The sequence below is a fragment of the Streptomyces sp. NPDC087440 genome (assembly GCF_044744005.1).
Classification (GTDB): Bacteria; Actinomycetota; Actinomycetes; order Streptomycetales; family Streptomycetaceae; genus Streptomyces.
This window is the reverse complement of record NZ_JBIUXN010000027.1, coordinates 1-23,288: the sequence shown is the minus strand read 5'-3', so window position 1 is coordinate 23,288 and position 23,288 is coordinate 1. Positions and strand designations below refer to the sequence as shown.

36 protein-coding genes are annotated in these 23,288 nt (G+C 70.2%); 20 read left to right on the top strand and 16 right to left on the bottom strand.

The window, feature by feature from the left end; all coding sequences use genetic code 11:
• Positions 1 to 65 precede the first annotated feature (65 nt).
• The 4 genes from ACIO3O_RS36960 (at position 66) to ACIO3O_RS36945 (ending at position 2,780) form a co-directional block, all read left to right on the top strand.
• A complete protein-coding gene (locus ACIO3O_RS36960) occupies positions 66 to 1,370 on the top strand; it encodes a DNA cytosine methyltransferase (RefSeq protein ID WP_401753530.1) in 1,305 nt (434 codons plus the stop codon).
• Between the two features lie 72 nt (positions 1,371 to 1,442).
• Positions 1,443 to 1,733 carry a hypothetical protein gene (locus ACIO3O_RS36955; protein WP_401753528.1) on the top strand — a complete coding sequence of 97 codons (291 nt, stop codon included), beginning with the start codon at positions 1,443 to 1,445 and terminating at the stop codon, positions 1,731 to 1,733.
• Between the two features lie 158 nt (positions 1,734 to 1,891).
• Positions 1,892 to 2,302, top strand: coding sequence for a hypothetical protein (locus tag ACIO3O_RS36950; protein WP_401753526.1), 411 nt, complete (start codon positions 1,892 to 1,894; stop codon positions 2,300 to 2,302).
• A gap of 88 nt (positions 2,303 to 2,390) precedes the next feature.
• Positions 2,391 to 2,780, top strand: coding sequence for a hypothetical protein (locus ACIO3O_RS36945; RefSeq protein WP_401753524.1), 390 nt, complete (start codon positions 2,391 to 2,393; stop codon positions 2,778 to 2,780).
• Here ACIO3O_RS36945 and ACIO3O_RS36940 read toward each other — a convergent pair.
• Positions 2,740 to 3,132 (bottom strand): DUF3307 domain-containing protein, encoded by a 393-nt coding sequence (locus tag ACIO3O_RS36940; RefSeq protein ID WP_401753522.1) that lies wholly within the window; start codon positions 3,130 to 3,132, stop codon positions 2,740 to 2,742. The genes ACIO3O_RS36945 and ACIO3O_RS36940 overlap by 41 nt on opposite strands.
• A gap of 294 nt (positions 3,133 to 3,426) precedes the next feature.
• Here ACIO3O_RS36940 and ACIO3O_RS36935 point away from each other — a divergent pair, with 294 nt between their 5' ends.
• The 9 genes from ACIO3O_RS36935 to ACIO3O_RS36895 all read left to right on the top strand — a co-directional run bounded on the left by ACIO3O_RS36935 (position 3,427) and on the right by ACIO3O_RS36895 (position 10,871).
• The gene (locus ACIO3O_RS36935; RefSeq protein ID WP_401753520.1) at positions 3,427 to 3,906 is read left to right on the top strand and encodes a hypothetical protein; all 480 of its coding nucleotides are present in this window, start codon (positions 3,427 to 3,429) and stop codon (positions 3,904 to 3,906) included.
• Positions 3,907 to 4,010: 104 nt separating this feature from the next.
• Entirely contained in the window at positions 4,011 to 4,526 is a 516-nt protein-coding gene (locus ACIO3O_RS36930; protein WP_401753518.1) for a hypothetical protein, read from the top strand.
• Positions 4,527 to 4,579: 53 nt separating this feature from the next.
• Positions 4,580 to 5,026 carry a hypothetical protein gene (locus ACIO3O_RS36925; protein WP_401753516.1) on the top strand — a complete coding sequence of 149 codons (447 nt, stop codon included), beginning with the start codon at positions 4,580 to 4,582 and terminating at the stop codon, positions 5,024 to 5,026.
• Between the two features lie 224 nt (positions 5,027 to 5,250).
• Positions 5,251 to 5,478 carry a hypothetical protein gene (locus ACIO3O_RS36920; RefSeq protein ID WP_401753514.1) on the top strand — a complete coding sequence of 76 codons (228 nt, stop codon included), beginning with the start codon at positions 5,251 to 5,253 and terminating at the stop codon, positions 5,476 to 5,478.
• Between the two features lie 268 nt (positions 5,479 to 5,746).
• Entirely contained in the window at positions 5,747 to 6,349 is a 603-nt protein-coding gene (locus ACIO3O_RS36915; RefSeq protein WP_401753512.1) for a hypothetical protein, read from the top strand.
• Between the two features lie 238 nt (positions 6,350 to 6,587).
• Positions 6,588 to 7,226 (top strand): hypothetical protein, encoded by a 639-nt coding sequence (locus ACIO3O_RS36910; protein ID WP_401753510.1) that lies wholly within the window; start codon positions 6,588 to 6,590, stop codon positions 7,224 to 7,226.
• A gap of 109 nt (positions 7,227 to 7,335) precedes the next feature.
• On the top strand, positions 7,336 to 7,608 hold the full coding sequence (locus tag ACIO3O_RS36905; protein WP_401753508.1) for a hypothetical protein: 273 nt from the start codon (positions 7,336 to 7,338) through the stop codon (positions 7,606 to 7,608).
• A gap of 257 nt (positions 7,609 to 7,865) precedes the next feature.
• Complete coding sequence (locus ACIO3O_RS36900; protein WP_401753506.1) at positions 7,866 to 9,659, top strand: hypothetical protein; 1,794 nt, start codon at positions 7,866 to 7,868, stop codon at positions 9,657 to 9,659.
• Between the two features lie 201 nt (positions 9,660 to 9,860).
• Positions 9,861 to 10,871, top strand: a complete 1,011-nt coding sequence (locus tag ACIO3O_RS36895; RefSeq protein WP_401753504.1) for a hypothetical protein — start codon at positions 9,861 to 9,863, stop codon at positions 10,869 to 10,871.
• 4 nt (positions 10,872 to 10,875) lie between these two features.
• On the opposite strand, the gene ACIO3O_RS36890 is transcribed toward ACIO3O_RS36895, so the two are convergent.
• The 6 genes from ACIO3O_RS36890 to ACIO3O_RS36865 all read right to left on the bottom strand — a co-directional run bounded on the left by ACIO3O_RS36890 (position 10,876) and on the right by ACIO3O_RS36865 (position 13,306).
• A complete protein-coding gene (locus ACIO3O_RS36890) occupies positions 10,876 to 11,448 on the bottom strand; it encodes a DUF6233 domain-containing protein (protein WP_401753502.1) in 573 nt (190 codons plus the stop codon).
• 88 nt (positions 11,449 to 11,536) lie between these two features.
• Positions 11,537 to 11,764 carry a hypothetical protein gene (locus ACIO3O_RS36885; protein WP_401753500.1) on the bottom strand — a complete coding sequence of 76 codons (228 nt, stop codon included), beginning with the start codon at positions 11,762 to 11,764 and terminating at the stop codon, positions 11,537 to 11,539.
• Between the two features lie 52 nt (positions 11,765 to 11,816).
• Complete coding sequence (locus ACIO3O_RS36880; protein ID WP_401753498.1) at positions 11,817 to 12,170, bottom strand: hypothetical protein; 354 nt, start codon at positions 12,168 to 12,170, stop codon at positions 11,817 to 11,819.
• Positions 12,167 to 12,535 (bottom strand): hypothetical protein, encoded by a 369-nt coding sequence (locus ACIO3O_RS36875; protein WP_401753496.1) that lies wholly within the window; start codon positions 12,533 to 12,535, stop codon positions 12,167 to 12,169. The genes ACIO3O_RS36880 and ACIO3O_RS36875 overlap by 4 nt, the downstream gene beginning before the upstream one ends.
• A complete protein-coding gene (locus ACIO3O_RS36870; RefSeq protein ID WP_401753494.1) occupies positions 12,528 to 12,881 on the bottom strand; it encodes a DUF6225 family protein in 354 nt (117 codons plus the stop codon). Before ACIO3O_RS36870 ends, ACIO3O_RS36875 begins: the two co-directional genes overlap by 8 nt.
• The gene (locus tag ACIO3O_RS36865; RefSeq protein WP_401753492.1) at positions 12,878 to 13,306 is read right to left on the bottom strand and encodes a hypothetical protein; all 429 of its coding nucleotides are present in this window, start codon (positions 13,304 to 13,306) and stop codon (positions 12,878 to 12,880) included. Before ACIO3O_RS36865 ends, ACIO3O_RS36870 begins: the two co-directional genes overlap by 4 nt.
• An 89-nt stretch (positions 13,307 to 13,395) precedes the next feature.
• Between ACIO3O_RS36865 and ACIO3O_RS36860 the strand changes: the two genes are divergently transcribed.
• A complete protein-coding gene (locus ACIO3O_RS36860) occupies positions 13,396 to 13,944 on the top strand; it encodes a hypothetical protein (protein WP_401753491.1) in 549 nt (182 codons plus the stop codon).
• Here ACIO3O_RS36860 and ACIO3O_RS36855 read toward each other — a convergent pair.
• From ACIO3O_RS36855 to ACIO3O_RS36845, 3 genes are read right to left on the bottom strand one after another with little or no spacing between them, the layout of a single operon-like run.
• On the bottom strand, positions 13,941 to 14,483 hold the full coding sequence (locus ACIO3O_RS36855) for a bifunctional DNA primase/polymerase (protein ID WP_401753489.1): 543 nt from the start codon (positions 14,481 to 14,483) through the stop codon (positions 13,941 to 13,943). The two genes, ACIO3O_RS36860 and ACIO3O_RS36855, sit on opposite strands and share 4 nt — an antisense overlap.
• The gene (locus ACIO3O_RS36850) at positions 14,483 to 14,956 is read right to left on the bottom strand and encodes a hypothetical protein (protein WP_401753487.1); all 474 of its coding nucleotides are present in this window, start codon (positions 14,954 to 14,956) and stop codon (positions 14,483 to 14,485) included. The genes ACIO3O_RS36855 and ACIO3O_RS36850 overlap by 1 nt, the downstream gene beginning before the upstream one ends.
• Positions 14,957 to 14,958: 2 nt before the next feature.
• On the bottom strand, positions 14,959 to 15,483 hold the full coding sequence (locus ACIO3O_RS36845) for a hypothetical protein (protein WP_401753485.1): 525 nt from the start codon (positions 15,481 to 15,483) through the stop codon (positions 14,959 to 14,961).
• 309 nt (positions 15,484 to 15,792) lie between these two features.
• On the opposite strand from ACIO3O_RS36845, the gene ACIO3O_RS36840 reads away from it, so the two are divergent.
• On the top strand, positions 15,793 to 16,554 hold the full coding sequence (locus ACIO3O_RS36840; RefSeq protein WP_401753483.1) for a hypothetical protein: 762 nt from the start codon (positions 15,793 to 15,795) through the stop codon (positions 16,552 to 16,554).
• A 55-nt stretch (positions 16,555 to 16,609) separates the two neighbouring features.
• On the opposite strand, the gene ACIO3O_RS36835 is transcribed toward ACIO3O_RS36840, so the two are convergent.
• The 6 genes from ACIO3O_RS36835 to ACIO3O_RS36810 form a co-directional block, all read right to left on the bottom strand.
• Positions 16,610 to 17,050: a hypothetical protein gene (locus ACIO3O_RS36835; protein ID WP_401753481.1), complete on the bottom strand. Its 441-nt coding sequence runs from the start codon at positions 17,048 to 17,050 to the stop codon at positions 16,610 to 16,612.
• Between the two features lie 36 nt (positions 17,051 to 17,086).
• Positions 17,087 to 17,515, bottom strand: a complete 429-nt coding sequence (locus ACIO3O_RS36830) for a hypothetical protein (protein WP_401753479.1) — start codon at positions 17,513 to 17,515, stop codon at positions 17,087 to 17,089.
• Entirely contained in the window at positions 17,512 to 17,778 is a 267-nt protein-coding gene (locus ACIO3O_RS36825; protein WP_401753477.1) for a hypothetical protein, read from the bottom strand. Before ACIO3O_RS36825 ends, ACIO3O_RS36830 begins: the two co-directional genes overlap by 4 nt.
• Positions 17,775 to 17,945 (bottom strand): hypothetical protein, encoded by a 171-nt coding sequence (locus ACIO3O_RS36820; protein ID WP_401753475.1) that lies wholly within the window; start codon positions 17,943 to 17,945, stop codon positions 17,775 to 17,777. Before ACIO3O_RS36820 ends, ACIO3O_RS36825 begins: the two co-directional genes overlap by 4 nt.
• Before the next feature lie 494 nt (positions 17,946 to 18,439).
• A complete protein-coding gene (locus tag ACIO3O_RS36815; RefSeq protein WP_401753473.1) occupies positions 18,440 to 18,745 on the bottom strand; it encodes a hypothetical protein in 306 nt (101 codons plus the stop codon).
• 103 nt (positions 18,746 to 18,848) lie between these two features.
• Positions 18,849 to 19,220, bottom strand: coding sequence for a hypothetical protein (locus ACIO3O_RS36810; protein ID WP_401753471.1), 372 nt, complete (start codon positions 19,218 to 19,220; stop codon positions 18,849 to 18,851).
• 182 nt (positions 19,221 to 19,402) lie between these two features.
• Here ACIO3O_RS36810 and ACIO3O_RS36805 point away from each other — a divergent pair, with 182 nt between their 5' ends.
• From ACIO3O_RS36805 to ACIO3O_RS36785, 5 genes are all read left to right on the top strand, one after another.
• On the top strand, positions 19,403 to 19,960 hold the full coding sequence (locus ACIO3O_RS36805; RefSeq protein ID WP_401753469.1) for a sigma-70 family RNA polymerase sigma factor: 558 nt from the start codon (positions 19,403 to 19,405) through the stop codon (positions 19,958 to 19,960).
• Positions 19,953 to 21,062 carry a hypothetical protein gene (locus ACIO3O_RS36800; protein WP_401753468.1) on the top strand — a complete coding sequence of 370 codons (1,110 nt, stop codon included), beginning with the start codon at positions 19,953 to 19,955 and terminating at the stop codon, positions 21,060 to 21,062. Before ACIO3O_RS36805 ends, ACIO3O_RS36800 begins: the two co-directional genes overlap by 8 nt.
• A 519-nt stretch (positions 21,063 to 21,581) precedes the next feature.
• Positions 21,582 to 22,619, top strand: coding sequence for a hypothetical protein (locus tag ACIO3O_RS36795; protein ID WP_401753466.1), 1,038 nt, complete (start codon positions 21,582 to 21,584; stop codon positions 22,617 to 22,619).
• Positions 22,620 to 22,694: 75 nt separating this feature from the next.
• Complete coding sequence (locus ACIO3O_RS36790; protein ID WP_401753464.1) at positions 22,695 to 22,931, top strand: YozE family protein; 237 nt, start codon at positions 22,695 to 22,697, stop codon at positions 22,929 to 22,931.
• A gap of 100 nt (positions 22,932 to 23,031) precedes the next feature.
• Positions 23,032 to 23,214, top strand: coding sequence for a hypothetical protein (locus ACIO3O_RS36785; RefSeq protein WP_401753462.1), 183 nt, complete (start codon positions 23,032 to 23,034; stop codon positions 23,212 to 23,214).
• Positions 23,215 to 23,288 lie beyond the last annotated feature (74 nt).

Genomic DNA, 23,288 nt, shown 5'->3' with positions numbered 1-23,288 from the left:
CATCGCTGTACTGTTTTGGTTGTTGGCGGAGAGCACCGCCGACGACCCGAACGAAGGAACGCCGGATGAACACCCTGTCCCCCGCCGTACGCACCGCCGTACACGTCGCCGAGCTCGCCCGTGCCGCCGGACTCCCCATCCCCGCCAAGATCCGCCCCGTCCTCGAAGTCGCCGCCGCCCCCTGGCCCGCCGAGTGGCTGCTGTCCAAGCGCCCCGAGGACCCCAAGCGCTGCGTGGAGCTGTTCGCGGGCCCCGGCGGCTGGTCCGAGGGCATGGCCGCGATCCTGGGAATCCGGTTCGACGTTGTCGGCGTCGACATCTCCGCCGACGCCTGCGCCACCGCCCGCGCCGCCGGACACCGCCGTATCTGCGCCGACATCACCACCCTCGACCCCGAGCACCCCGCCCTCCACGCCACCAGCGGCGTCATCATCAGCCCGCCGTGCCCGTCGTTCTCGACGTCCGGCAAGCGCGCCGGACTCCTCCAGGCCAACGTCGACCTGCTGGCCGAGGTCATCGCCTACTGCGGAGAGGCCGCCGGGCTCATCCGCCTCGACGAAGTGTGCTGCGACGAGCTGTACCCGGACCTCGACGACTGCCCCATGTGCGAAGAGTTCGGCTACCACTCGGGCTACGCCCCCCGTACCGGCGCGACGTGGGCGGAGGTCCGCGCCATGCTCGACGGGCTCACCGACCCCCGTATCGGCCTCATGGCCGAGGTCGCGATCTGGCCCCTGGGCCTCCAAGCAGGCGGAGCGCCCGTCGAGTTCGTCGCGATGGAACAGTCCGCGAACCTTCCCCAGCAGGTCATCGACGAGCTCCAGACCGAGTTCTACAGCGCGGACTGGGCCATGACCGACTACGAGATCCTGGAGGCCACGCACTTCGGGGTCGCATCCCGCCGCGAACGCGTCTTCCTGATCGCCAGCCGCCACGACTGCGTCTCCCTCCTCAGCGCGAAGAAGACCCCGGCGTACCCCACCACGACCATGGCGCAGGCCCTGGGCTGGGGGGACGGCGAGCGCATGAACACCCGGGGCAACCGGCCCGTGGACCCGACCACGGGGCGCGCCAAGGGCGGCAACTGCTTCTCCGCCGACCGCCCGTCCTGGTGCCTCACCGGCAAGGCTCGTACCTGGGTCCGGGAGAGCGACGGCTACCGCCTCAACCCCGCCGAGGCCGGAGCCCTGGTCGGCTTCCGCACCACCTACCCGTGGGCAGGGTCCCGCTCCAGCGCCTTCCAGCAGTCCGCAGACGTCGTCTGCCCGCCGATGGCCGCCGTCGTCCTCGGGAGCCTCCTTAAGGTCCCGTGGAACCACCTGGTGCGCGACTACGTAGCCCACCTGTACCGCTACGACCTGGCCGCCTGACCGGCTGCGCCCCGCCCCGCCCTCCGGCCGGAGGGCGGGGCACTGTCGTACCAGCCGTTTACCGTTCGATTCATGAACGACGCACCACCGCACGACAAACCCGAGTCCCCGTTTCCGGACGACCTGATCGCCGCTGAACGGGAACGCCAGACCACCCTCGCCGAGTACCTGGCGTTCGCCAGCCAGCACACGGGCCCCGTCACCCCCGAACAGGACGAGGCCCTCGACCGCTTCCGCAAGCGCCTTCAAGCGCTGTCGGTCACCACCGCGACCCACAGCTACTGGACGTACAAGGGCGGCGAAGGCCTGGTAGCGGCCCGCATGGCGCTCAAGCAGTACGCGGCGAAGCCCCCGCAGCCCTAGGCGCGCCCGGCCTCTCCGCGCGCTCCTCTTGGCCCCGCTGCGCCCCGCCCCGGTTGAAGCCAGGGTGGGGCGCAGCGCTGTACGGGCAGCGCGCGCCATAAGGGGGGGTGGTGGTGCACAGTCCGGCGACTCACTCCCCACCGGAAAGGCCTACCCACATGACCGACCCCGCCCCCTGCCCGACCGATCTCCCGTGCAAGACCCCGCCCAAGTCCCGCTGTAACGCCTGCTTCGCGCCGTTCCTCCTGAGCGTGGTGGCGCTCTTCCTGGCGCTCGGGCTCAGCGTGACCGCCCTGGTGGTGGCCAGCACTGCGAACCCGGCCCCCGCGCCGGAGACCCCCGCGCCCACCCAGACGGCCACCAAGCCGCCGTGTACGGGCTCCGGGTGCGGTGGGGCGGTCGGCGGCACAGACCCCGGTCCGGGCCCGGGTACCACCGACGGCAATGCGAACGCGGGCACCGACCCGGGCGGGCCCGGCGGCGGCCCTGGTGGTGGGAGCGCCGGCACCGACCCCGGGGGCTCCCCCGGTGGTGCGGTGGCCGGAGCCGATGCAGGCCCCATGCCGTAACCGACTCCCCTCTCCGCGCACCCCGGACGGCGTACCCCGCCGACCGGGGTGCGCCGCTTTGTCAGTGCCCGCTGCCACAGTGGCGGGCATGACCACCACGGCCGCGCCCGACGCTCGCCCGCACCCCGCCGACGACTTCGCGGAGCGGCTGAGACTGCCGGTGTGGCACTGCCTGAGCAGGCGCGCCGACGCGATCCGCCGGGCCCTCCCGCCGCGACCGGACGACAGCCCCGGGCGGTGCACGTGGTGGCGGAGCCTGACGGAGCAGCAGGCCCGGCAAGCCGCCCTCCTCGACCGCCTGAACGCACTGTGCGGGCACCTGACGGGACGGCCCGCGCTCGGGTACGCCCCGGACGACAGGCTGCCGCTCGCGGCGCTCGAAGAGGCCGAAGGGTTCGTGAGCCGCCCGGTGTCCGCCCTGATCTCCGCGTACGCGCTCACGCGGCGGCCACCAGCGCGGCGAGCGCCAACGCCGTGACGTGCGCCGTCTGATCCACGAACGGTGCGCCACCCGCCCGGTAGAAACTCCGGCTGCCGGTGTTCTCCATCCACCACCGCACCGGCCACCGGCGGTCGATCGCGCCGTGGGACAGGCCCACCCACACGAGCACGGCGCTTGCGGCGGGCAGCGTCAGCGGCAGCGCCAGCAGGGCCGTGCCCGCGCCGAGCGCGACGGCCGAGACGATGACGTGCGTGCCCGCGTGGGAGAGCAGCGCCCGCCAGCCCGCCGCCGTGCGCAGGGCCTTCCGGTCGGATTGTTGATCGGTCTGAAGCGCGTAGTCGGATACGAGGTGCGCCACGTACAGCAGGATGAACAACGTTGCGAACATGGGAAATCGACCCTCCGGTCGTGATCGTGGAATGCACGCGTAGAACCCCGCGCACCGGCTTCTCAGCCCTGGTTCCGCGGGGTTCTCGAAAGTGGCCTGGAGTGGCAAGAACAGGCTTGGACGGCGTTTTTGAGGCGCACGGGGTCTGTGGGACAGACGGGGCGCCGCACTGCCCTATCCGATCTTGAGGCGACACAAGCGCGGGTGCAGGGCACCGTGCACGGCTCGCCCGCGCCGCGCTCCCTGTGGCCCCTCCCCTGACGGCCACCGCGCCGCGGGCCGAACGGAGGCTTCATGCAGCCACACGTCACCCGCGCACTTCACGACTGGAGTGCCGCCTGGACGGTTCACGAGCGCGCCGCCCAGACGGCGTTCACCGCGGCGTTCCCTGCTCTCAGCGACTCCGACAAGGCGTGCCAGTGCTTCGGCAAGACCCTGCGCTACGACACCCCTGGTGAAGGGAAGGGCAAGGTGTGCCTCGACGACCACGGGCGCGCCACGATCGACTTCGACCGCGTCCCGAAGGCGGCACTCGGCGCCGCCGTGGCGGAGCTCTTCGGGCCCGACTGGTTCGACGAGGGGCCCGGCGGGTTCGCCGAGGCGAAGCCCGGCAACTACCACTACGAGGACGAGGTGTCGTATGCCGAGTACGAGATCGACATCGACGCCGACGGCTACGCCACCTTCGCGATCTCCTACCTGAAGATCGAGGACATCGTGATCATCCTCGACGGCCTGGAGAGCGCGCTCGCCGAGTACCGCACCACCGCCTGACCCGGCGCCGGGCCCCCGCCGCCGGACGCCGGGGGCAGGGGCCCACGCCTTGCCGAACGCCCGACCACGGGTACCTCGGACGGGCGTGTCATCGTTGGCGTCATATGGACCGGAACATCACGCCCGCGGAGACCCGCGCCGAAGCTGTTGTCGTCGCGGTGAGCAATCTGGCCGACACCACCGGCCCGTGGGCGCCCGAGGCCGTTGATGACGCCCTCACAGCAGCAGAGGCCTTGGTCGAGGCGCTCTCTGCCCACGTCCCGAGCGGGCAGGCCGCCCGCACAGTTGCCGCTCTTGCCGCGCTTCGGGTGCGCCTGGAGCAGCCCGACCCCGGCACGGACGCCCTCCGCGCGTTCGTGAACGATCCCGGCCCCGTCCGGTCGGGTACGGCCACGGCGGCGGCCGCACTCCCGCCGCGCGCACCGGCCATGCGGCCGCGGGGCCTGTCGCCGGCGCAGGAGCTGCGGGCGTTCCTGGGCGCCGATGCCGCGCCCGCGGTGTCCCCGGGTACTGCACTTCTCGGCTCGCTGCCCGCGCAGGACAGCAGGCGGCGGGCGCTCGGGCTTGGTCCCGGGGCGCGCAGCGTGCTGTCCGCTCTGCCGGGTGCAGCGGGGACGTAAGGGGGGCCGGGCGTTCATCGTTCCGTGGTGCTTCTGCCGCCTCCTCATGGTCCTTGCTGACGGGCCAGGGCGTGCAGAGCGGGATGGAGAAGGCCGTGGTGCGGCTGCGCGTACGGAAGCAAAACGTGTGGTGGGTCGATCCGGTCCGGGACGACCGAACGGTCTCCCGCTGGGACCTAACAGGCCTGCCGACCCTCTGGTCCGTCGAGGTCTGGCGCCAGACCCGGGAGGCGTTCAATGCGGACCGGCTCCGATCCCGAAGGCGTCCGTGGCTCACGGCTGTCCATGCCGGGAAGCTGTGGGCGGCCCTGTGCCCGGACGTCCCCCCGTACTGCGGAGGCATCCAGGTGACCGCCCACCGGGTCTCGCTCATCCTGCTCTGGGATACCCCGTACCGGCGGAAGGCGGCGGAGGCCCACGCACGGAGGCCGTGCGAGGCGTGTTCCGCCGCCGTGCACCGGCACTTCAGCAGCAGGTCGGGAGGGCACGGCAAGACGTAAGGGGCGGGCTTCCTCCACTGTCCCCTCTCGCCCTGACCTCCTGATGCGGTTCGCGACTCAGCGACCCGGCGGGCGGGGCAGAAGTGGAGAGCCATCTCGTGGCCCGACGTCGTACTGGTCCGACCGACACCGTCCGCTCGCTCGTCTACCTCCGGGACGGTGGGAAGTGCGTCCGGTGCGGGACCGCAGAGTCCCTGACGATTCATCACCGGGTGAACCGGGGCATGGGGGGCGCCCGGGAGGCGTGGATCAACCAGGCGCACAACCTGCTGTGCGTGTGCACGGTCTGCAACTCGTGGTTCGAGGACAACCCGCGGGAGTCGTACGAGGCGGGGTGGAAGGTGCGGCGACCGCAGCTCCCCGAGGAGATCGAGGTGCGGTACGTCGACGGGTTCCGGTACCGGCTCACCCCGGACGGCGCCCGTACCGCCCTGGCCGGGGCGGCGCGATGAGCCGGGAGCGAGGGATGCACATGCTCGGGGAGCTCTTGGTGCTCGGGGCGTGCACGGGCTTCGTTGGATTCCTGGCGGGTCCGGCCGCGGCCGCCGCGTTCGTGCTGATCTACCTGCTGCTGACGCTGTTCTAGCCCGGTGCGGGCGACCCGTTCGCCGGCACACCAGACCCGAACTCGGGTTGCTGTACCATTTCGGCCGTGGGGGTATGGGGATGCCCCAACCCCGCGCCGGCGCACCACGCGCCACGGTTGAGATGGAGCACGCTATGCCTCGTAAGGGCACGTACTCGAACACGAAAGCATCGGGCAGCACGATAGAGGTGTCCGACTTCGCCACCATCCGGCAGGAGGCGAAGGAATCAGTCGAGAGTGAGCTGGGCAAGCTCGCTCGCCCGGACGACCGGGTGGCGCGCGCCGCGGAAATCATCCGCCAGGCCGACGTCGAGATCGCCACCGACGGCCCCGACCGCGAGAAGGCCACCGCCAGCCTCTGGTTCTACGAGCAGGCGATGGGTCTGCCGAAGGTGCTGGGCATCTACCCCACCGCGTACCGGGAGATCCTGAGCAAGGCCCTGTACGGCGACCCGAAGAAGAAGCTGCCCTCCGCCGGTCCGGAAGAGCTCAAGAAGCTCGCCGAAGCGGCCAACGTGCCCCACGTCCCCGACGCTCGGGAGAAGCTGCCCAAGCTGGCCCGGATCGTGGCCGCGGCCCAGGCCCGCCGTCACGCCGCCGTGCCGTTCATGCAGGATGCCGCTCTGGCCCTGTCCCAAGAGCCGTACGGCTGGGACGCCGCCCGCATCGCCGAGCACGCCGACGTCCAGAAGGCGATCATCTACCAGCACTGGAGGGCGGCCAAGAACCGCCGCTGACCCCCTGCACTGCCCTCTGAATCACCGGGGCCTGGTTTTCCAGGCCCCGGTGACCGGGGCCTGGAAAACCAGGCCCCGGTTTCACGGGTCCCGGCGTACCGGGTCCCGGTTCTCCAGGCCCCTTTAGTAACACCATGAAGCACCACCATGAAGTAGTTCCGGGTGCCCTCGCTCCGCTCAGGCACCCGGCGCGAGTCTGCGTACGCAACCCGCCCCGGCCCCAGGTCGTTACCGCGGCATGAGCCACCCCACGCCCGAAGTCCTGACTGCCCTGCTCGCTCACGCCCTGGCCGACATGGAGCGCCGAGGGCACCGAAAGCACCGCCGTAACAACGTGCCCCTGCTGTACGCGTTCCGCAGTCCCACCCTCATCCCCGGCCAGGAGGCGATCGTCGCGGCGCCCGTCCCGGCGAAGGCCTGGAGAGCCCAGGATCCGCAGGGAACGTACTTGGAGAACCCCGTCGACGACCTGGAGACGCTGGGAACTGGTCTGGCGGCCGCCGAACCGCCGGTCAACGCGTTCGGCATGACTGTCACCCTTGAGCGCACAGACGTCGTGGCCTGCGCCATGTGGGGCCGGATCTGGACGCTGCCGAAGCAGTCGGTCATGGACGAGGAGCGGGCGCTGCGCAGCATGAAGGGCGAGCGCGTACTTCACGACGACGCCCGGCGCGTCGGCGGGAGCCTCCTCCAGGTCCATGACGTGTACGGCACGCAGTACCAGGTCCTGCGCCGCGACGGCGACGCCCCGGAGTACGCCGCCACCCGCCCCGTCGACCAGTGGAAGACGCTTCCCGACCAGACCGCGACGCGTCTGGGCTTCGGGCTCGCCCAGGTCACGGCTGCGCTCGCTTCGGGCCGCCTGCCACTGCCGTAGCCGCCCGAACCGCGCCTCGGACTGGCTGAGTCGGCCGCACCGGTGTTCTCCGGGGCCACCCTCCCCAGCAGGGGGTGTCACAGAATTCGGCCGTCGACGTTCCCCCGGTATGACGACCATGCCCCCGCTGCAAGTCCTGGCCCGCCACTACTACGAGACCCGGCGCCTGGTCCTGGAGGAAGCCGGTACAGAGGTCACCCCCTGGTACCGGCTCAGCGAGGAAGAACGGAACGTCGCCCGCGTCGAAGCGCAGATCATCCAGGAGGCGTGGCGGCGCGCCCTCGAAGAGCAGGACGCCCACACCACGATGATGCTCCGCAAGGTCGTGGACATCCCGCCCGCCGCCGAGCTGCCCCCGACCGCCGCGGCCGCGGGGGTGTAACAAAAATCGGCGGCCGACGTACTACTAGTGAGCACGCGCCCCGAACTCGCCGAAACCCCCACCCACGGCGAACCGCGTGTTCCCGCAGCCGGGGTGAAGCCCCGAAGCCCCACTCCCCAGGGGCGGCTTCACCCCGGCACTCGTCCGGCCCAGGCTGACCTGCCGCCCGTGCCGGTCCCCCCGCGGTCTGGCCGGTCCTGGGCATGGGACCGGCCAGACCGCGACACAAGATCCCTGCGGCCCGCACCGTACGGCCCATGCCCCGTACGCAGTCCCAACCGCTCCCACGCACCCCGGTCGCCCCGCCGGCGTCGACGCTGCACCACTCCCGCCCCGGAATCGTCTCCAGCGACGCCTCCAACGTCGCCGACATCCTGCTGCGCCTCCCCGTCCAGGAGCGGCGCCGCGCGTTCCGCGACGTGATCACCGCCCGGGAGCGCCCCCACGTCATGGCGGAGGTCGAGCGGGCCACCGGATCCCTGTACGGCCTGTGGCGGGACACCCCGTCGGGGTTCGTCGAGGACGTACTGGGCGAGAGCCTGTGGTCCCTGCAGCGCGACGTCCTGGACGCGGTCGTCGACCACAAAAGAACCGCCGTTCCCGCAGGGTTCGGCGTCGGCAAGACCCACCTGGCCGCCCGCGCAGCCGTCTGGTTCGTGAACGTCTACCCCGTCGGCACGGCGCTCTGCATCACCACCGCGACACGGTTCCGGCAGGTCCAGCGGCAGCTCTGGCCCCACATCCGCAAGGTCGTTCCCCGCGCAGGCCTGCCCGGGTACTGCGACACCGTCCAGTACAAGATGCCCGACGCCTACGGACAGGACGTCGTCGTCGCGTACGGATTCAGCGCCCCCGCGAACGACGAAGCGGCCATGCAGGGCATCCATATGCCGCACCTGCTGCTCATCGTCGACGAGGCCGGCGGTATCGCCCCCATGATCGGCCACGGTACGAACAACCTGCTCACCGGCGGGCACGCCGCGATGCTCGCGATCGGCAACCCCGCCATGGACGACCCCTCCTCCTGGTTCGAGAGCCTGTGTCTCGAAGGCGACGACCCCGACGAGCCGACCACGACGACCCTGCCGATCTCCTCCCTCGACTCCCCCGCCATCACCGGCGAGCGAGTGCCGTACTGCAACGACTGCCCCCAGGGCGTGGCCCGGCACTCCCTCGCCGAGCACATGCCCGACCAGGACTGGGTCGACCGCACGATCCGCTCCTACGGCGAAGACCACCCCTACGTCATCGCGAAGGTCTTTGCCCGGTTCCCCAAGGGCGGAGGAGGGATCGTCGTCCCCCCGACCTGGATCGAGGACGCCCTGGCCGAAGAAGACCCGCAGGAACCCGGCTGGCACCGCCTGTGTGACCTCGGACTCGACGGGGAGACCGCCTCCCACACCGTCCGGGAAGGCGCCTGGGTACGCCTGGGCGTCGACGTCGCCGCGGACGGTGGCGACGAGTTCACGATCTACCGCTGTACCGGCGACATGGTCGAGTTCCGGCACGCCTCCGCGGGCGCCGCCAACGACAATCAGGTGACCGTCGCGGAGAAGGTCCTCGAAGAGATCCACGCCGCGCAGCGCCTGGCCGACGCCCTCGGCTCCCACCACCCCGTACGCGTCAAAGTGGACCAGAACGGCATCGGCCACGGCGTCGTCAGCATGCTGCAGCGGTGGGCGGAGACCGGCCGCCACCAGGCGAAGATCGTCGGCGTCATGGTCTCGGAATCCCCCACCCAGGACGACCCCGGCGCCGTCATGCGCCCCTACCGCAAACGCGACGAAATGTGGCTGGCGACCAGAAGCCTCCTCCAACCCGATCCGTCCACGGGCCGCGGACGCCTCCGCCTGCGCGTCGACAAGAAGGCCTCCGCCCAGCTCGCCACCCCCAAGCTCCTGTTCCGCACCAACGGTTACACCGAGGTCGAGTCGAAGAAGGCCATGAGGGCGCGCGGCATGAAGTCACCCGACCGTGCCGAAGCGATCCTCCTGGCCCTGTACGAGCCCGAACCCCTGGCCCCGCCGCGCCGCCGCGGCCTCCTGAACTAGCGCTGGCCCAGGGCAACATCGGATTGTTGTTGGTGCGCTGCCTGGCGCAAGACCCCAGCCCGGCAGCCACCGGATCGGGCCCTCACGATGCGGAAGGGAGCCCGGCCGTGCATCCTTCGGCCGGGCTCACCGTGTGAGCGGCCACCGCACGGAGCGCATGGGGAATGCACAAAACCGGCTGGAGGCGGCAAACTCAGGGGCATGAGCTCGACGGCCCCCGATATCAGCACCGGTCACCGCCCGACGCCGGCGGTCACCCTCACCGCAGTCCCCTCCCCGCCCGCCGCGATGGTCGAGCTGGAGCGGGTCCTCGCCGTGTTCCGCGTGGTGAACCGGTCGGCGAAGGACATGATCTCCGACGCACGTCTGCAGCAGCTCGAATGGGTGGCCTCCGAACTCCGCATAGCGCTGCCCCTGGGCCTCACCGAGACCGCGGGGGACTCCCTCGCCGAGCTCCTCGCCCCCGAAGCCGTGTACGCCTACCTGCTGCTCGGACGCCGCGGTTTCCTGCGCACCATGCCGATGGTGTCCACCGACCCGACCAGCGTCGACTCCAGCGAGCGCATCCGCATCTTCTGCCTGGAGTTCATCGCCCGTCAGGCCCACATCCCGTTCGCAACGCCCGACCTGCCTCCCTGGGTGCTGCGTCCGACGGTCTCCCCCCGCTACGCCGACCTGATCACCGACCAGATCGAAGGCGAAGCCCAGAAGTGGACCGAGGCCGACCGCCCCGACACCATCGTCCGCAGCCGCGCCATGTGGGCCGTGATGCGGGACGTCCTGCCCCGCCTTGGCGAGCTGGAGGAGATGCGGATCCACGACCTCAACGACTCGGGTGCCCCCCGCACCCTCACCATCGTGCGGCGCCCCCAGGGCGGATTCCGCGGCAAGATGCCCGAACCGGAGCCCGTCCCGCTCGCAGAGAGCACCGTGTCGCTCCTGGACGACTGGCTGGAACGGCGCACACGCCTGACCGAACGCCTTACCGGCGGCACCCCCACCCACCTGTGGCTCTCCACCCCGCCCCACCCGGACGCAGGCGTACCGATCCACGCCCGCGGCATCAGCCGCTGGTACAAGAAGGTCGCCGACGCCGTCCAGATCCAGCAGGACAAGGACGGCGTACCGGAGAGCGACCTCGTCCCGACCCGCTGGGAGAGGATGCGCCGCACCCTCCTCGCCGAGCGCCAGGCCCACGAGTCGACCGCCTGAACGGCTACTCGCCCGCGGGCGCGCCCAACGTCGTACGGGCCCTGCACACGTCGCAGAGCTCAGGTGCGTCCGTCTGGCCCGCCGACAGCTTCAGCCACTTCAGCGCCTCCTCGGTTCCGAGCGTCCCCCCGGTCTTCCCGTTGATCGCCCAACAGTCCGGTTCGTGGAGGCGTACCCCCGGCACTCGGGACGGCCGGTGACGCGGCTGGACGTGTTCCGCAAGCCACCCCACGGGCTGCCCGTCCGGCTTAGGCAGGTCTTCAGCAGCAGGCTCCGCGGCCGGGCGGACGATCCGCAGCGTGTCCACGCTCTCGTACGACGCCCCGGGTACCGGCCGCACGTGCGTGGCCGGCACCGGGAGCTCCAACCACTCCTCGATGAGATCCCGGCCCGTACTTGCCGCGCGCGCCGCCCACGCCCGGATCGCCACGTCGTAGATCCAGGAGCCCGCAGCGGTCTGGCGGCGCCGGACCAGGCGGCCGACCACCGGGCCGTCCGGGAAGAGAACGCGGACCGGCGGCCCCGGCTGCGGCTGGGCAGCTACCGACCGCACCGCGGCCCTCTGGTCTGCAATCATCCACCAAGAATCGAACATGGGTTCTCATCTGGGCAAATGGATCACGACAGGGGCGGTCGTCCGGGCCACCGCACTCACCGCATGCTTCTCAGGAGCCATCCTCCGGATGCTTGATGCCGAGCGCCCGTAGCCGCTCCCACTTCAGGGCGGCCTCCGCCTCCACCAGCGTGTAGTACCCCCGCAGCGCCGGATTCTCGACGGCCGCCTCCTGGAGCAGCTTCTCCACCGTCGGCATCAGCGGGGCATCCGGATCACCCTCGTACCCCAGCACCAGACGCCCCACGAGCAGCGCATTGTGGTCGCACATCTTGCACATGCACCCAGCGTAGCCGTACCGGCACGCTCAACTCGCCCTGAAACCAACCGGTTTATGGGTTCTCAGACCCCCGATGGCTCACCGCGTCCAGCGCTTCCTCCAGCTCCAGGAGCGCCGCCCGCAGCACGAACACCGCACCGCCCAGCGCGAGGGCGTCCCCGCCCAGCGGGATCATGTCCATCGGGGTCGCGGTGAACGCCTCCGACACCCGGCGCGCGGCAGGCTCCTCCTCGTCGACGAACTCCGACCGCCCCAGCGCCCGGACCGCGTACGGCAGATCCTCGGTGCCCAGCGGCCCCAGATCCACCCCGGCCGCCATCTCCACGACCTGCCCGCCGACCGCCTCCAGGTTCTTGCGGGCCTCGGCGATCCGTACGTACTCCGGGCCCAGGTCTTCCAGCTTCACGCGGTGGTGTCCTTCCCCGGGGGCGGGCAGTCGTCCGCAAGGCGACGGAGCAGCGGGTCGTGGGCGAGCTCCATCGCGGCCTGGTGCGTCATCTCCAGCCCGGACGAGCGCCTGCCGCGCGGCGCGCACGCGTCCAGCGCCAGGCCCTCGCCGATCCGGGACAGAGGTACGCCCACCTTTGCCAGGACCTGCACAGCGAGGCGGCGCTGCCTGTGCCGCTCCTCCAGCAGGTCCGAGGGCGCCGGCGCAGCCATGTCGAACCGCTCCACGGGCAGTCCCTCCACCTGGTCGGCGAGCTTTCGCAGCAACCGCACCAAACCGCCCTGCACCTGCTCCGGGGACGGCAGCACTTCGGCCTCACTCACTGACCTGGGCCCCGTTCAGACGGTCCTCGTACACGCCGGACGGATAGTCGACCGCCAGCGTCAGGTGCTCCTCCCGGTGCTGCTCCCCGGTGGGCAGGGTCCACTCCAGGAACCGGGCCCCGGTCAGCACGAAGGTGTTCTCGTAGCTGACCGCGTCGAAGGACGACGGCTCGTCCGGCACCGACACCCGCAGCACCGTGTCGTCGGCCAGGCCCTCCAGGGCGTGCCGCAGCTCCCCCACGGTCATCGGGTCGACCCGGTGCTCGTAGGTGCGCACCGGCGCGTCCCCGCCGTCCTCCCGGGCCCCCAAGGTCAGCACGAAGCGCCCTGATTCAGGTTCGGTCATTTGCTCTCTCCATCGTCGTACATGCTGTTCAGCAGGACATTCAGCTCGGCGAGGTCCGGGTGCGTCGCCACGTCCCGCGCCACTGCCCCGTCGAGCATGTCCAGGAATCCGCGCATCTTGCCCGCCGTCGTCAGCATGGAGGCCTCCATGTCGCAGGCGTGTGCCTGGGCTCGCAGCAGGGACGCCTTCAGCCGCAGCGCCGCGACGCGTTGTTCCTGCGGCGGCAGCGCGGCGAACTGGGCAGCGGCCCGCTTCGTCTGCGCCTGGATGATCTCGCGGTGGCACTCCGCGCACACCCGCACCAGAGTCTCCCCCGGCTTCCCCGCCTTCAGGGTGAGGCCGGGTACGGCAGGACGCCCCAGGCACGCCCCGACGCCGCCGTGGTTCAACGCGCACGGGCAGTCGCACGTCTCCTGATCGTCCATGTGCGCAGTCTGCCGTACGCGGAAGGACAGTTGGGCCGGTTCCAGAGACTGTCGCCCGGACGTGCGCCGGGCCCCCGTAGGCTCCCGGCATGGACCGTGACCGCACCCCCGCCCAGCACGCCGGCGACGCCTACGAGGCGATCCGCGCGATCAACCACCTCACGATGGGCGACGCCCTCAAGTACCCCGCCGACGCGTACGAGACCGTCGGCGGCCTCCACGCCGCCGTGTCCGCGCTCCCGCAGGCCTTCCGGCAGATCCGGGCCCGCATGAACGAGCTGGAGACCGCCGACCGCCTGCGGAACGTGCACAGCGACGACCCGGATGTGCTCGCCGCGCTTGTCGGGAACATGCACGCGATGCTCCTCGCCGCGGAGGACTCCGCGAGGACGCTGGAGGGCCAGCTCTCCGAGGCGCACAGCGCCCTGTCCCCGCTCGCCTACGTCGAAGACCCGGTCGACGTCCCAAAGGAGGCGCCCGCCCGCGTGCGCCCCCCGGTACCCGAGGACGATGGCGAGGACATGCCGGAGGGGCTGAAGGACGCGCTGCGCAGGATGAGCGAGCGCGGCCCCGTGATCAACATGGGCACCGGCGAGCGGGTCGCCGAGGACGGACGGCTCCTCGACGACGAGGACTAGTCGCCGTACATCGCGTCCGGCCCCGACACGATCAGCGTCCGCATAGTGCTGACGAGCAGGAAATCCAGCCACCGTGGGAGCGGCGCGACCGGGGCGGCCGCCGCGGTGTACGGCTTCCCGTCCACGACCGATCCCGGGCCCACCACGTACCCGCCCTGCGTCAGCCCTGGCCCGCGTACGTCGATACCGGGCCGCAGGACGCTCGACCCGGACCCGATCGTGCACTCCTCCCCCACCCGGAAGTAGCGGTGCTCGCCTCCCGACGGCGTGCTCACGGTGAACGTGGGCGGGAGCTCCTGCCGGTACTGCGTGCACAGCAGCTCCAGCGAGGCGACGCCGTCGGGCATGTCCAGGTCGAGGACGACGACCCGCGAAGCCCTGCACCCGATGCCCAGGTTGGAGCCCGCGGGGAACTGCGCGGGGTCGGGGGCGAGGGTTACGGCCCGCTGCCACCCTCGCTCGGGAACGCGCCCGCCGGGCGGCAGCGGGAACACCGCCCAGCCGAGGCTGGCGAGCATATCCAGCGTCTGAGCTTCCATCAGTTCTCCTCCACGGGCCAGATGAGCCGCAGGAACCGCATCGGGCCCCCGGCATAGCTGACATCGACGTCGGCGTTCCTCACCTCGTACGGGGTCTTACCGGGCCGCTCGATCCGTACGGACTTCGCGGTGGGCCACGGTCCCTCGTACTCGGCGTACTCGATGTAGCCCTGGAACTCCTCGTACCGGGCGCCGCCGCTCATGGGCAAGGCCGGACTGAAGAGTTGCGGCCCGTACACGGTCAGGGTGTAGCCGGTCGAGAACGTCACGGTGGCCGGGAGCGGGGGGAGCTTGTCGATGCCGCGCAGCCACTGCTCGGCGGCCTCCCGGGGGAACAGGGGGAATTGGTCGGTGCCGCCGGTCGCGTTGAGCCCGCCGTGGCGACGCCGCCAGTGGACGACGGCAGCACGGCCCACTCCAGCCATGCGGGCAATCGCGGTGAGCGTGACCTGCCCCTCTGCGGGCTGGGGCATCGTCACTGGGACCCCCAGCCGCCGGCCGGTACGGCGTCCTGCTCCTGGTCGTCGTAGTAGTCGTCGGGGGGTTCGGGGTCGTTGCGCGGCGGGAACTTGTCGTAGTCCTCGTCGTCGGCCGCCCCCGCCGCCGACTCCTGGTCGTCCTCGTAGTAGCAGGTGCACTCGCCGTACGGGTCGCCCGAGCCCCCGGCGCCGCACTCGTAGCAGTCGGCGTTCCGGTCCGGGTCGTCGCACGAGCAGTTCTCGTACTCCTCGTCGGCCCCGCACTCCGGGCACCCGCTCGGGCACCCGCTCACGTGGATCGGCACGGGGGCGTTTTGCAGCTCGGTGAGGAGAGCGACGGCGTCCGCGTACGTCCGGACGTCCACGTACTCGGCAAGGAAGTGCAGCAGGTACCGGCGTTCCTCGTCGTCAGGGTGGGTGAGAAACTTCAGGGCTTCGCGGTGCTTGAGCCCGTACGGGGGCCGCTTCAGGCAAGCGAGGTCGTCGCGGCGGGCGGCCTTGCGGGCGTGCTGGATGGGCATGGGGCTGCTCCTCAAGGGGTGATCTGCGACTCACCAGAGAAGCGGCCAGCAACATGTGGCACGGCATCAGAATGGGGGGGGGCGGCTCGGCGCGTAGCACCTGGGGACACATGCCGTTGTGGTCGCAGCCACACGACGTCCGGGCCTTGAGCCGGGCCCACGCCCACTGAAGTGCGCGCGTCCACAGTAGCGAAACGCGCTCGCGGATACCAGAAGAGACATGCTGAACAGAGGCGCCAACGCCCGGAATTCGCGCCGCCCTGCCGGGGTGCGGTCAACCTTGCTAGTTTTACCGCCATGCCTACGCAAGTGACGACCGACGTCCCGCCGGGAACCTGGGAGCTGCTGACCCGAATCGCCGAGGTGGAGGCGGAGCGGGAAGCGCAGTGGCTGCGCGAACGCCGCGACGCGCTCAAGGAATTCCGGCGCGAACTTCCCAGCCCGGCCGGGAACACCAACGACGCCCGGCAGGCATCCCGCCTGGCCCACATGGAAGAAGTCCGCGCCCGCCAGGACCAGATCCGCCGCGACCGGGCGCGGCTGCGCGCCGAGGGTGAACTGCGAGGCACGAAGGACCTCCTGATCGCGCACGGCCTGCGGGAGGTTCTGCGAGCACGGGGCCTGGACAAGCAGTGGCCCGCCCCCCCGCCGGATCAGGTCGGTGTCCCCGGCCGGCCGGTCGGCACCGGTAACGGGCGAGTGGCGGAGATCGGCGAGGTGCCCGAACGGCTGGCCGTCCGCCTGCCGGACGATCTCGTGGCACAGGCGCGCGCCGCCTGCTACTGGACCTCGAAAGAGGCCGTAGAGGGGCTGCGGGCATGGGCGGCCCAGTGGGGTGATGGCCCCCGCGCAGTCTCCCGGGCCCTGGTCCGGGTGATGCGCGAAGGATCGGACGAACACATCGACGCGGACTTCCTGTACTTGCACTCCGCCGACGGTGACGCACTGGCGGAGCGTGACGCGCTGCGAGCCCGTGTCCTTACACTCGGGGATCTGGTCCGCGAAGCCGTCCACCTCGTGACGACAGGAGAGCTGCCGGAAACCGGTCTACCTACCTCGTTTCGCGGTTAACCTTGCAAGTTTCACCGCGCGGTCTCGGGTATCCAGCCAGGGCGACGAGCCGGAGTTATTTCACGGGGTGCTGGTCGAGCCACCGGGACAGGTTGTGCGCGGACCCGAGGACGTCCGGCCGATTGGTGTACTTGTCCGACCCGACCTTCATACCCCGCTCCATGGTGTCGATCAGCACGTACGCCTCCGACCAGAACGCGGGCCCGGTCCCCTTGTGGCCGTTCATCGCCGTACGGAGCTTGCGCGCGGGCTCCATGACCGCGGTCATCTCGTCCCAGCACTCCCCCACGGTCCTGGGGCACCCGTCCGTCAAATCGAACTTCGTCACCGCATCCTGAAATGCGGTCGTTGCCGCAGCCAAGTCGGCGCTCTTCGGCTTCGTCGTCGGTTTCGGCTCTGCCTCGGCCGGTGTCCCGCCGCACCCGCTCACCGTCACGATGGCCGCGGCCGCCAGCAGCGCGCCGGCGAGTCCCTGTCCCCACTGATGTCTCCCCATGACGGACGATCATGCCACCTGCTGGTCCGGAGCGTTCTACATCGGGCCCGGACGGGAAGCGGCACGCCCTTCGTGGCGCATGGCGGCGTCGTACCCACGCTTGAACGCGGCCTCGATGTCCCGCGGCGAGGCGCCCGCGAGCCACGGCACCAGGACCCGGGCGAGTTCCCGGTAGGCCACCGCCTGCACGGGCGCGTCCCGGTCGAGCTCCGTTATGCCCGCGCCGAGTTCGGCGTGCCGGCTGATGAAGTCCGCGAGAACCTCCTCTCGCGGGTCCCCCATCCCCCGGTGGGGCTCCGGCGGGGGCACCGACAGTGAGATCCGAGACAGGTCGGGGTGCTGCTCGGACGGGCCGATCCCGTCGAGCTGCGCGTCCACCGACAGCGAGATCCACCCCTCCAGCGGCAGCTCTCCCAGGTACGAGAACAGCGGGTGCAGACCGCGGAACTCCCCAGCCGGGCTCATCGGACTTCCTCCTCTACAGCGAGGTGGATCTGCTCGGCCTTGGCCACACAGTCCGCGCAGGACCCGCCGCGCACGGCACCGCATATGGCCGCCGCGAGGGCGTCCAGCGCCCCCGTACGGGCGATGCGCAGCAGCCCGTGCCCCTTGGCGGCGTGGGCCCTGCACGCGGCGGTCTTGCCTTCGCGGGCGCCGCACGCGATCAACGCGACAACGGCTTCCAGGGCGGTGGTGTCCTTCGGGGCCAGAACCAGGGCAGTGCTCATCGGCGGAAGTCCTTCGGTGCGCGGGAGGTGTGGCGGCTGATGGTCTTCAGGTCGTGGCCGACCTGCTCGTAGGCGGTCATGTCCTGGCAGGCGCTGCACCGGTAGGCGACGTATCGGCGCAGCGGGTTCGTGCGGGAGAGCGGGTTGCCCTGGCGGCCCCCGGCCATCTCCCCAGAAGTCGAATCCCCGCACCATTCGCAGGCGTTCGAGATGCAGTGGAGCTGTGGCGCCTTCGTCCACACAGACCAGGCGATCGGACGGCCGCCGTGCTCGCGGGGCAGCGGCGCCTCGGCGTATGTCTGCAGTGCCGGAACCACCCACAGCCGCCGGCTGCCACGGTCCGGCTCGGGGTCGGGCAGTACCGGCGCCGCGCTCGCCGCGGCAGCAACGAGTCGTGGCGGGGCGGGCTCTGGCTCCCCGCGCAGCGACCGCAGGCATGACGGGCACACCCGCGCTTCGTCAACTGGCCCGTTCCAAGGCCGTACGCCGGGCGCCTGCTCCTGATCGGAGCAGCACTCCAGCGGCACGGTGAACATCGCCGCGACGGGCGCCGCGGCACCAGCGGCACCGATGTGCAGGAGGAGGGGCCGCCCGGCCGCCCGGACTACGAGTCGACCCGCCCACAGCGGTGTGACAGGCGCTTCCGCGGCCAGGATGCTCATCAGGCCGTTCCGTCCGTGGGAGCGGCCTCGTGCTGCTTGCGGGCCTTGGCGAAGAGCTCGACCGCGGTACACGACGGATCGAACCCGAGTACGTCGCGCAGAGCAGCAACAGCGGTGAGGAGATCGCAGTATGCGGCGGCCGGGAAGTCTGGCTTCCACTGATCCCGGACCAGGGAGCCGGCGGCCTTCTCGGCGATCTCGGCGAGGTGCTCGTCCAGGACCTCGGCGTCGAGGTGGTAGCCGCTGCGTGCGAACGCGGCCAGGACTTGGCCGGTGGGTGTGGGTGGAGTGGCGGTAGTGCTCACGGAGGGGCATCTCCTGTGCGTAAGGGGGTGGGAGAGCGTGACGCCCTCAACCCCTCTTACGCAGAAGTGTCCATTCCTGTTACGGTCCGCGCGTTCGTGCTGGTCAGCGCTCTTCACTCTCCAGCAGGTCGACTACCAGGTTCCGTCGGTCGTCCAGCTCGCGCAGGACCAACCGCAGCCACAGCACCGCGGTCCCGAAGGCCAGCGCGTCGATCCCCTGGCCGTAGAGGTACGCGGGGTTGATCGTGAAGGACGCCGACAACTGCCGTGCCCATTCCTCCTGTTGACGCGGGGTCCCGCCCCGCGGGTTGAACAGGGCGTCCACCGCTGTCACGAGGTCCGGGGTACCCAGGTCGGGCCACAAGGCGGGAGGGATGTGGCCGAAGGTTCGCCGGATGTCTTCGATCGCCTCGTCCAAGGCGTCCCGGGCCTCGACCACCCGCAGGTGGTCGGCCATCGTTGTGCGGCTCGTCATGCGGGCAGTCTGCCGCACGGCGGAGCCCAGCGGCTGCGAAATCGGAGGGCGAAGAAGAAGTTGGGCCTGGGGTGTAACAGGGCGGGGGGTGCGGTCGTCTGGGGGGTGAAGGGGGCGGGCCGGGGGGCGGCGTGCCGACATGAGGGCCTCGGGCCGGGGAACGACGACGGGAGTCGACGGTAGTGAGTGAGCATCCAGCGGAGGGGCGTGTGGAGCCCGGCGGAGGGGAAAGGGGGTGGCTCGTATATGAAGAATTCTTCACCCCCATTGCCAAGGATATCCACTACCGGTTCGGATTCCCGCTCGATGTGGCCGAGGTCATCACGGATAAGGCATTCCAGGAACTGCAAAAGAAGCACGATAAATGGACCGAGCGTGATTCCCCGGGCCGCTTCTGGTGGTGGCGGGCCGAAAAGCGGGCCATGGATCACGCAAGAACCGAGAAACGCGGCAGGCTGGCCTTCGAGGGCTACGCCCGCCTCTTGGAAGGGTGGGAGGCCGAGCGCCCCAGCTTCGAGGACGTGGCTGAGCGGAATGACTTGATCCGCCAACTCCACTGCTGTCTCGCCCGGTTGTCGCCCCGGGACCGGAGGCTGCTCGAACTCGACCTGCAGGGCCGCACCTCGGAGGAGCGGGCTGCGCTGCTGGGAGTATTACCCGGGACGGAACGGGTCGCCTATCACCGGGCCAAACTGCGGTTGCGGGAATTGATGGAACAGGAAGGAGCGGGGCATGCGTAGGGAGAACCCCGAGGAGTACGGCAGCGCGCCACCGGATTTCGACGCCTTCTATGAGCAGGAATACGCGGAGTGGAAGTCTCTCCACTGCCCCGCCGAAGTGGAAGATCCTGCGCACATGGACGAGACGTCGGCAGACGATCTTACGCCTGTCGAAGACATGGTTGCCCGCTGGCGGAACATGCTGGAAGCCCGTGACCCTGCACCGCAGCGCAGTCGCGAAGAATTGCGTGCACGGTACGAGCGGATTATGTCTGAGCTGTCCGAGGAATACTCCGGCCCTCCTGTTTCCATTCCCGGGGAGGAAACCGTGCCGGACTTTCCGAGCTCGGCGAGTGAAACTTCGTGGCCTACGGAGAGAATTCACCTTGAATTTAAGTCCCTGAACGGCGGTGCGGTGGGGAACGGCATGGGGGGGCATGTGCTGAACGCCTTCCGGGTCCACTCCCTGCGGCTGTTCGACGAGCAGCGGGGTACCCCTTCGGCCAGGCGGCAGGAGGATCGGGGGGTAGACGTCGCGGCGGTGGAAGGCGGCACCCGACATCACGTCGTGCAGGCCAAGCAGCACCGTTCGGCGACGGACTCGGAATGCGCGGACCGGGTGGCCCGGCGCATGGCGCAGGCCTGGACGGTACGGCGGGCGCACTGGGAAGCGGCCGAGCCGCACGAGCCTCTGCCGTCGCTCCGTGAGCGGGAGCCGGCGGGCAGCATGGCCCAGCCCGGTCGCCTTCTGGTGCTGTGGGAGCTGTCGGACCTCCGCCGGCACATCTTCAGCGGGCCGACGGAGCACGAGAAGTGGCTGAGCGAGAAGGCCGACCAGGAACGTCGGGAGCGGGAAGCGTTCGTGCAGGAGCTCTTGGAGAGCTACGAGCAGTCCCGGCGCGGGGAAGCCGTCCGCGGTGCACGGTGGGTGCCGGGTCTGGTGGCGCTGCTGGTGCAGCAGTCTCAGGTGACGTCCTCGCCGCATGAAGCACCAGTCGTGGAGGCGTGGCTGCTGAGTGTGCCGAGGGAGGCCACGGCGTTCGGGCCCGAGGGATTACGGCGCTTCTGGGAATCAACCTTGCGCGACCAGCTAAGGGATGCCATAGATCATAGGAGAACCTGAGTCCCCTTTTTCCGCGCCACCGGCCAGTTGCTGTAATCCAGTAAAGGAGGAATTCGGTTCATCAAGTTCGTGGAATTCATGAACTTGTTTTGGGGCAACGCCGCATTGATTCCCCGGTCGCCGGGAAATGTAATGGAGTAATTCGCGAGGAATTTGCATGCCGCCGCTGTGCGGCCCTTTTCGCGTGCCCGCACTCCGGCCTCTCTCCCCCGACTGGCCGGGCCCGCCACCCTCCGACAGAGGTACGGCTGGCATTTTTCGCAGACCGGGCAAAAACCGGCCGCCAGAACGGCCCCGTGCGCGGCCGTTCGCACTCCCCCGTGGGTGATCGCCCCCGAGCGGGCACGGGAGGCCGTCAGGGGGCCGCACAGCCGTTTTCGCCCCCACCGGGGCCCTTCCCGCGTGTTACTAGCTGGTAGCCGCCAACAAATCTAATTGTTGGCGGTAACCTTCTTCCGGGCCTCCGGCGGCGACCGGCCGTCAGAACACCGCGCGTCTGCAAGATTTGAGGGGGAAACAGTGAGTGGCGATCCTGGTGGTACCGCGGGCGACGGCCCGGCGCCCGAGCCGGAGCAGGGGAAGAAGCGGAGCGAGGCGCCGAAGGTCGACTTCCCGCCGGTGGCCAACGGGCTCGACTACCTGCTGAGCGTCACCGAGCACCTCACCGCCGCCGACCCACCCACTCCCCGCCACCTCAAATACGCGGTTGTTCACCTCCAGGCCGCAGTCGAGGTCCTGCTCAAGGCCCGGCTGCAACAGGAGCACTGGACCTTGGTGGTCGCGGAGAACGTCGACCAGATGAACACCACCCGCACCGCCTTCGACAGCGGCAACTTCGTGAGCTGCACCATCGAGCAGGCCCTCGCACGGCTGACGAAGGCCGCCGGCACCCACGCCACGGACGATCAGGCGAAAGCTCTCCGGAGCCTGACCCTCTCGCGGAACGCGCTGCAGCACTACGGGCTACGCCTGAATGCCCATCAGGTGGAGGCGAACGCCGCCGAGGTCCTGGACTTCCTCATGAGCTTCGTGCACTCCGAGCTGCTGCCCGCCCTGTCCGCCACCGAAGTGGCCCAGGCCCGGCGCGACCTATGGCACATCCGCCAACGGCTGGGCACCATCCGGTCCTTCGTAAAGAAGCGCCACCAGCAGATCCGTACCGATCTCGCCCCTCATCAGAGCACAACGGTCCAGTGCCCCCAGTGCTCCCAACCCGCCGTGGTGATCGGCACCCCTCTCCCGGCCTGCCTGTTCTGCCACGCCACTTGGCCCGACGCCATGGACCTGGCGTATTCCCACGTCAGCGCGACCGGCGACTACGAGGCGGGCGTGGAGACTTGCCCGGACTGTGCCGAATACGCTGTGATACCGAACGCCACCGTGGCAGCGCGCCCCAAGCACGTTCACGCGCGATGCTTCGCCTGTGCCGCCTCCCCGGACCTCCGCGAGACCTGCGAGAAGTGCGGCACCCGCTACCCGGCGATGGACGACTCAGTGGCAGAGCACTTCGGACAGATTTGCGGGCAATGCATCGTCCGGTTCCTCGAAGAAGCCTGATCTCCCGTGCTCCCGTAGAGAACGGATGCCATGAACATCGGCCCCGCCCGACTACACCCCCAAGGACTGGATGCCGTGAACCGGACCTGGAGCAGCTTCGGCGGCTGGCTCGCCGCGTACGCCGCCGACGAGCAGAGCCCCGTCGGCGACCTGGCGCGGCACGCCGCCGAGCACCCCGGCTGGCCGTGGGACGAGCCGGAATCCGACCACCTCTTCCAGGCCCACCTGGAAGAGGTCGGTGCGGAGGAACCCCTGCTCGATGCCCTCGACGAGGCGTGGCCGCAGTACGTCGCAGACCGCACCTACCGCTGACACCGACCCGGCCCCGACGCCGCGCCACGCGATGAAAGAACGTCCCGTGAATCCCGTAACCGCTGCACAGTGGAACACCGTCCATCCGCCGGGTACCCCCGTGACCGCCTACCCCGGCGCCCGCCCCGAGCAGGTGCCCAGCGGCCCCCGGCTGGACACCCGGACCCGCTCCGCAGCCTGGACGCTCCCGCACGGTCGTGCCGTCGTCCTGGTCGACGGCCGCGCGGGCGCGATCGCGCTCACCCACGTCGCCCCCCGCCCAGCCTCCGGAGAACCTGCATGAACACCGAACCCACCCCGGCACTCCCGCCCTCCCTGTCGCTGTGGCCCGAGGACTACGTCCCTGCCCCCCAGGAC

Bases quoted from the DNA above. Each gene is read 5' to 3' on its own strand.
- ACIO3O_RS36960 (WP_401753530.1), top strand. From the start codon at position 66: ATGAACACCCTGTCCCCCGCCGTACGCACCGCCGTACACGTCGCCGAG.
- ACIO3O_RS36955 (WP_401753528.1), top strand. From the start codon at position 1,443: ATGAACGACGCACCACCGCACGACAAACCCGAGTCCCCGTTTCCGGAC.
- ACIO3O_RS36950 (WP_401753526.1), top strand. From the start codon at position 1,892: ATGACCGACCCCGCCCCCTGCCCGACCGATCTCCCGTGCAAGACCCCG.
- ACIO3O_RS36945 (WP_401753524.1), top strand. From the start codon at position 2,391: ATGACCACCACGGCCGCGCCCGACGCTCGCCCGCACCCCGCCGACGAC.
- ACIO3O_RS36940 (WP_401753522.1), bottom strand. From the start codon at position 3,132: ATGTTCGCAACGTTGTTCATCCTGCTGTACGTGGCGCACCTCGTATCC.
- ACIO3O_RS36935 (WP_401753520.1), top strand. From the start codon at position 3,427: ATGCAGCCACACGTCACCCGCGCACTTCACGACTGGAGTGCCGCCTGG.
- ACIO3O_RS36930 (WP_401753518.1), top strand. From the start codon at position 4,011: ATGGACCGGAACATCACGCCCGCGGAGACCCGCGCCGAAGCTGTTGTC.
- ACIO3O_RS36920 (WP_401753514.1), top strand. From the start codon at position 5,251: ATGGGGGGCGCCCGGGAGGCGTGGATCAACCAGGCGCACAACCTGCTG.
- ACIO3O_RS36915 (WP_401753512.1), top strand. From the start codon at position 5,747: ATGCCTCGTAAGGGCACGTACTCGAACACGAAAGCATCGGGCAGCACG.
- ACIO3O_RS36910 (WP_401753510.1), top strand. From the start codon at position 6,588: ATGAGCCACCCCACGCCCGAAGTCCTGACTGCCCTGCTCGCTCACGCC.
- ACIO3O_RS36905 (WP_401753508.1), top strand. From the start codon at position 7,336: ATGACGACCATGCCCCCGCTGCAAGTCCTGGCCCGCCACTACTACGAG.
- ACIO3O_RS36900 (WP_401753506.1), top strand. From the start codon at position 7,866: ATGCCCCGTACGCAGTCCCAACCGCTCCCACGCACCCCGGTCGCCCCG.
- ACIO3O_RS36895 (WP_401753504.1), top strand. From the start codon at position 9,861: ATGAGCTCGACGGCCCCCGATATCAGCACCGGTCACCGCCCGACGCCG.
- ACIO3O_RS36890 (WP_401753502.1), bottom strand. From the start codon at position 11,448: ATGATTGCAGACCAGAGGGCCGCGGTGCGGTCGGTAGCTGCCCAGCCG.
- ACIO3O_RS36885 (WP_401753500.1), bottom strand. From the start codon at position 11,764: ATGTGCAAGATGTGCGACCACAATGCGCTGCTCGTGGGGCGTCTGGTG.
- ACIO3O_RS36870 (WP_401753494.1), bottom strand. From the start codon at position 12,881: ATGACCGAACCTGAATCAGGGCGCTTCGTGCTGACCTTGGGGGCCCGG.
- ACIO3O_RS36865 (WP_401753492.1), bottom strand. From the start codon at position 13,306: ATGGACGATCAGGAGACGTGCGACTGCCCGTGCGCGTTGAACCACGGC.
- ACIO3O_RS36860 (WP_401753491.1), top strand. From the start codon at position 13,396: ATGGACCGTGACCGCACCCCCGCCCAGCACGCCGGCGACGCCTACGAG.
- ACIO3O_RS36855 (WP_401753489.1), bottom strand. From the start codon at position 14,483: ATGGAAGCTCAGACGCTGGATATGCTCGCCAGCCTCGGCTGGGCGGTG.
- ACIO3O_RS36850 (WP_401753487.1), bottom strand. From the start codon at position 14,956: ATGCCCCAGCCCGCAGAGGGGCAGGTCACGCTCACCGCGATTGCCCGC.
- ACIO3O_RS36845 (WP_401753485.1), bottom strand. From the start codon at position 15,483: ATGCCCATCCAGCACGCCCGCAAGGCCGCCCGCCGCGACGACCTCGCT.
- ACIO3O_RS36835 (WP_401753481.1), bottom strand. From the start codon at position 17,050: ATGGGGAGACATCAGTGGGGACAGGGACTCGCCGGCGCGCTGCTGGCG.
- ACIO3O_RS36830 (WP_401753479.1), bottom strand. From the start codon at position 17,515: ATGAGCCCGGCTGGGGAGTTCCGCGGTCTGCACCCGCTGTTCTCGTAC.
- ACIO3O_RS36825 (WP_401753477.1), bottom strand. From the start codon at position 17,778: ATGAGCACTGCCCTGGTTCTGGCCCCGAAGGACACCACCGCCCTGGAA.
- ACIO3O_RS36820 (WP_401753475.1), bottom strand. From the start codon at position 17,945: ATGGCCGGGGGCCGCCAGGGCAACCCGCTCTCCCGCACGAACCCGCTG.
- ACIO3O_RS36810 (WP_401753471.1), bottom strand. From the start codon at position 19,220: ATGACGAGCCGCACAACGATGGCCGACCACCTGCGGGTGGTCGAGGCC.
- ACIO3O_RS36800 (WP_401753468.1), top strand. From the start codon at position 19,953: ATGCGTAGGGAGAACCCCGAGGAGTACGGCAGCGCGCCACCGGATTTC.